We start from the raw sequence: 4,160 nt of genomic DNA, 5'->3' as shown, positions 1-4,160 counted from the left end.
TCCCCCGCCCGCCGTGACCGCCTATTCATGCTCTCTGCGCTGACTATCGCCTTACTCACCACGCTCGGCGCGGCGGGGGATAGCATCGGCCTGGAGCGTACCATCAAAGCGAATACTTCCAAAAGGTGCACCTATTCCTTCTTCCGTCAAGGCCGCATCTACCACGCTCTCCTGACTGGCATGCGAAAAGATTGGGCAAAACCCCTGATGGACAAATTCTACGAGCTACTGCAAGCACAACCCCTCTACCGCGAGGTCTTCGGCATCATATAGCGGGGAAATTATGAGGGGATTGATAAGGGATGCAAGGGGATGGCAGCACCCCAACCCGCCAGTGTCCCACGCTCAAGGGATCTCGGCCAAACCGTTGGACGTTGTCTGTTGCTCCAGGACCTTGACGGGACCGCGCTTGAGTCATACAACAGACCGCCGATACCCTAGCTCCGCACCGCCACCCCCCGGATCTCCGCGCTGAGGCCGGCGAGCCACGGACGGCTCGTGCCGTCTGCCAAACGGCGCCGCGCAGTCCCGTGCAGCCGGCCCGGCGTCTCTTGCGGGGCGCGGCGGTGCGGGCCTAGACGGCACGGAGGAGTTTCTCCGCCGCAGCCCGTGTCACCGCGCGACGGCCCGCCGCTGGCAAAAGGAAGGACAATACATGGGGTATGCCCGCTACCGGATCGGACGAGATTGCCTGAGAAAAAGTGGCCTTTGGCGTCCCTGCCTTCCGTATTACCGCCGTTTTCACCGTCCGTCGCCATCCGTCACTCCGGCGGCTTGGGCTTCATCAGCACAGAGGACGACGCCGGCCATAGCATCGGGGGCGACAGCCAGCGCCTGCACCACATCTGCGGCGCCCAAGCGAAACGAGTGGGGCGGGAAGTAAATGGAGTACCTTCTCATCCTCACGCCGTGGTGGGATGGCGCTGAGATTCCTATGAAACTACAGAGCGAGAAGTTTTTCATGGAGCGGCGGACCTGCGACAGAATTGCTCGCGACTTGTCGTACGCGCTGACCCGGCCGGAGCGTGGGTTCACTGTTACCGCAGTGTGCAAACGCGTCGGCTAACACAACGGAGGCAGTCGGCGCCCCTCAGACGATGCAGGCCGGGGCCTGTTGCTCCATTTTCAACTCGACGGCCTGTTCTAAGAGAGGCCAATCCCTTGACGCGCTGTGCGTACTCCGGGGGCCGCTTATGCACAAATTCTGTGGACAACCCTGTGGAAAACTCGTCAGAAAGGTGCTGCAAGGCAGCAGAATTACGGCCGCCCGATTTACTTCGGTCACCTTTTAACCACCAGCTAGCTAATTTATGTAAATCAAATGCTTAGACACCCGTCGTGCGTACCGGGCGAGGCCGTGAGACCGATAGCACCCTGCGAGATCACGTCGAGGTGGACAAGGTAAGGAATGTCCCTTGTTTTACATCTTCTTTTCATCAAGGCATGTTGGCCACGGCGGCGCCAGGCGAGTGTGTTGCAGACCCGCAACGTCAGGCTCACGGGCTGACGCGGCGCAGGGGGTGCGCCGCAGCTCGTCTACACGCCCGGCCCCCCATGCACGACAGGCCCAGGGAGGGGCGCCGGGGCATCGCAGGAGTACTCTGCCGGCGCGTGTTCTCTATGGCGGCCTCTTCACGAGTAGGTAACCTCGGGTCGGTAGCGTCCTGCCTGATAGAAACATGGCCGTCCCCGTCCCCGTTTTTAGGCGGACGCTCGCCTTGCTTCTGACTCAACTTCCTACCGCTGCCGTCAGGGAGCTCTAAATCCGCGCGCATCCCCGGCAACCTTCCTCGAATCAACGGGAGGGCGCCCGCCATTTGATTTCCGGTCCCCTCCCTTATGTGGATCAATCTCCTTTGAGCAACTCCCCACACCGACGTTCGGAAACGACCTGCGTCGGTAGCCGCTCGGTGCCGGCGCTTGTTCCGCCCTGCGAGAACCTATGATGGAGCCCATATGATGCGCGGCATGATCGATCCCCAAGGTCACCTGTAGACGTGTGCACGGAGCGGAAAAGCTTGCTAAGCAGACCGCGCTGTCCACCCTTCAGCACGGCGCGCGTGGGGTCGATATTGTGGTTGCCGCCACTGGACGGCTTTTCTATTAACGGCCACTTGTTTTCGTATGAGAATCGCTGGTTTTCTCCAAACGCTCCTCGTCACGCTCGCCGTCTGGCTTTTTGCGAGCGGGCCTTCGGCCTCGGCGCAACTCTTCGAGCCTAGGAGGCCTAAGACAACGGTGACCAAGCCGATCAGCCGCCAGCCCCCCGCGAAGATCAATGCAAGCCTCGAGTCGGTGATCAACCCGTTCAACTCGCGGCTGCACATCTCCATATCGAAGCAGCGCGCTTATCTGATGGTGGGTGACGAAATCTACATCGACTCCCCCATGTCCTCCGGCAAGCGCTCGGGGATGACGCCCACCGGCACTTTCCGCATTTCGCAGAAGGACCCCGATCACCGGTCGAGCGTCTATGGCGAATTCGTGGACTGGCGCGGTCGCGTGGTGCGCTCGGGCGTCAGCACCAAAGTGGACTCCGCGCCCAGCGGGACGCGCTACCGTGGCGCGCGGATGAGGTGGTTCATGCGGCTCACGGCCAGTGGCGTCGGGATGCATGTGGGCATCCTGCCGGGCTATCCCGCCTCGCACGGGTGCATCCGGCTCCCGGCCGATATCGCACCCCTCATTTATCAGAAGGTAGGGATCGGCACCCCAGCGGTCATCGAGTTATAGCGTGTCCCGGTAGGCTAATCTAACCGCCTGACCCGGATCTCGCCCAGGGTCACGCGTCCTCGTAGTAGGCATCGATCACCGCGACAGCTCCCTCATCAGCACAGCGCGTCGCACGGAACGCCATCGCCGTCGCCATCCAGTCGGGTAAGCCCGCACGCCGACAGGTAAAGCCGAGCCTCGTCGCACGACACCATCTCGCGGCAGTACCGCTTCGGGCCGCAGGCGGTCGCGGTTCGCTCAGCGGGTGCGCAAGGCCCGCAGCAGGTTCCGTTTGGGCAGGTAGCCAAAAACCATCTCTCAAATCTGGTGAATGGTCCAAACGGTCAAGGTCAACTACTACAAGCGTGACCGCTACGGCCGCATTATAGGCAAGGTGCTGCCGGCTCAAGCCGCGATGTTGGCTTGCCGCGCGAACACCACGGGCGGGTTCTTGATCGTCGCCGGGGTCTCCAGTGTCGCCCGGCACTGGCTCTGTGCCTTGAGCGCCAGTCGCATGTGAGCCTCGTAGTTAGGAAACCACTCCTCACTCAACGTCGCCCGATGCGCCGAGCTCACGAAGATCGCTTGCAGGGCGTGCGCTTGGGAATACAGCATCGCCTCGCAGCCATGCAAGTCGTTCTTGCTTACGTCATTCATGCCGTCCTTTGGGTGAACTGCCAGCTCCCCCACGTTCAAATCCCCGAAACGCTCGCCGAACTCTTCAATCACCATCGCCGCGTTCACGCTCGGATGGGGCGCCGTCTTCGCCCGGAACCTTGCCGCCTTTAGCTTGCTCTCGTCCGGTTCCGCCTTCGCCACTGCCCCCGCTTTCTTCGCGTTGCTCGCCATGCTCGATTGCTCCGGTTGATTCAGTCCGAAAGCCCTCCAGGCTAGCCTTCACACTTGGCCTCTAGGCGGCTCGGCTCCACCGGCGCTCATTGGAGTTGTGTTATTGCTCGATCGCGGCTAGACGCCGTTCCAGGTCGAGGGTTTCCACGGCCTTGCGGTGGTGTTCCAAAACCACGGCAGCGGCCTGCGCTTCCTCGGCCGAGATGACACCGGGGGACATGGCATCGACCACGGCCAGCGGCCGCACTACATCTGCGGCACCGTGGATCGGCAGCAGAACGAGCCGAACACGGCGGCCGCGGCAGGGCGGGGCGATGCGATCGAGTATATCTTAGCGGCCGTCATATCACCTCCTTTGGCAATGCGGCAGGTGCCAAATTTCGCGGCCGTGCTGCAGCGGGGCCGATGGGCAGTGATCTCCACACCGAGGCATGGGGCCCTGCACGGTCGGCGCGCCAGTCTCTTGACCGTATCCTAATGGCATTTTCGATAGGTGAGCCATGGCTAAAAACGTGCGGTTGCGGAACGTCGTCACCAGATGGTTCGAGCGGTTCGCGCGGGGCGAAGCATGCGCTCCGTCGCGATCGCCTTTGGGGTGA

4 protein-coding genes and 1 pseudogene are annotated in these 4,160 nt (G+C 62.0%); 2 read left to right on the top strand and 3 right to left on the bottom strand.

Going from position 1 to position 4,160, the window contains the following annotated elements:
• Positions 1-273, top strand: a 273-nt coding sequence (locus M3461_04040) for an IS4 family transposase (GenBank protein MDQ3773590.1), incomplete at its 5' end; no start/stop codon positions are given.
• 1,965 nt (positions 274-2,238) lie between these two features.
• On the top strand, positions 2,239-2,733 hold the full coding sequence (locus tag M3461_04035) for a L,D-transpeptidase family protein (protein MDQ3773589.1): 495 nt from the start codon (positions 2,239-2,241) through the stop codon (positions 2,731-2,733).
• Positions 2,734-2,828: 95 nt separating this feature from the next.
• On the opposite strand, the pseudogene M3461_04030 reads toward M3461_04035, so the two are convergent.
• From M3461_04030 to M3461_04020, 3 genes and pseudogenes are all read right to left on the bottom strand, one after another.
• A pseudogene (locus tag M3461_04030) lies at positions 2,829-2,954 on the bottom strand (excalibur calcium-binding domain-containing protein).
• A gap of 163 nt (positions 2,955-3,117) precedes the next feature.
• Positions 3,118-3,561: a hypothetical protein gene (locus tag M3461_04025; protein ID MDQ3773588.1), complete on the bottom strand. Its 444-nt coding sequence runs from the start codon at positions 3,559-3,561 to the stop codon at positions 3,118-3,120.
• Between the two features lie 100 nt (positions 3,562-3,661).
• Complete coding sequence (locus M3461_04020; protein ID MDQ3773587.1) at positions 3,662-3,808, bottom strand: hypothetical protein; 147 nt, start codon at positions 3,806-3,808, stop codon at positions 3,662-3,664.
• Positions 3,809-4,160: the final 352 nt, after the last annotated feature.

Source organism: Pseudomonadota bacterium, from assembly GCA_030860485.1.
Classification (GTDB): Bacteria; Pseudomonadota; Gammaproteobacteria; order JACCXJ01; family JACCXJ01; genus JACCXJ01.
Note: the sequence above shows the minus strand (reverse complement) of the source record. Positions and strands in the feature narration are given on the sequence as shown.

Coding starts and splice junctions, on each gene's coding strand:
- M3461_04025 (MDQ3773588.1), bottom strand. CDS start 3,561: ATGGCGAGCAACGCGAAGAAAGCGGGGGCAGTGGCGAAGGCGGAACCG.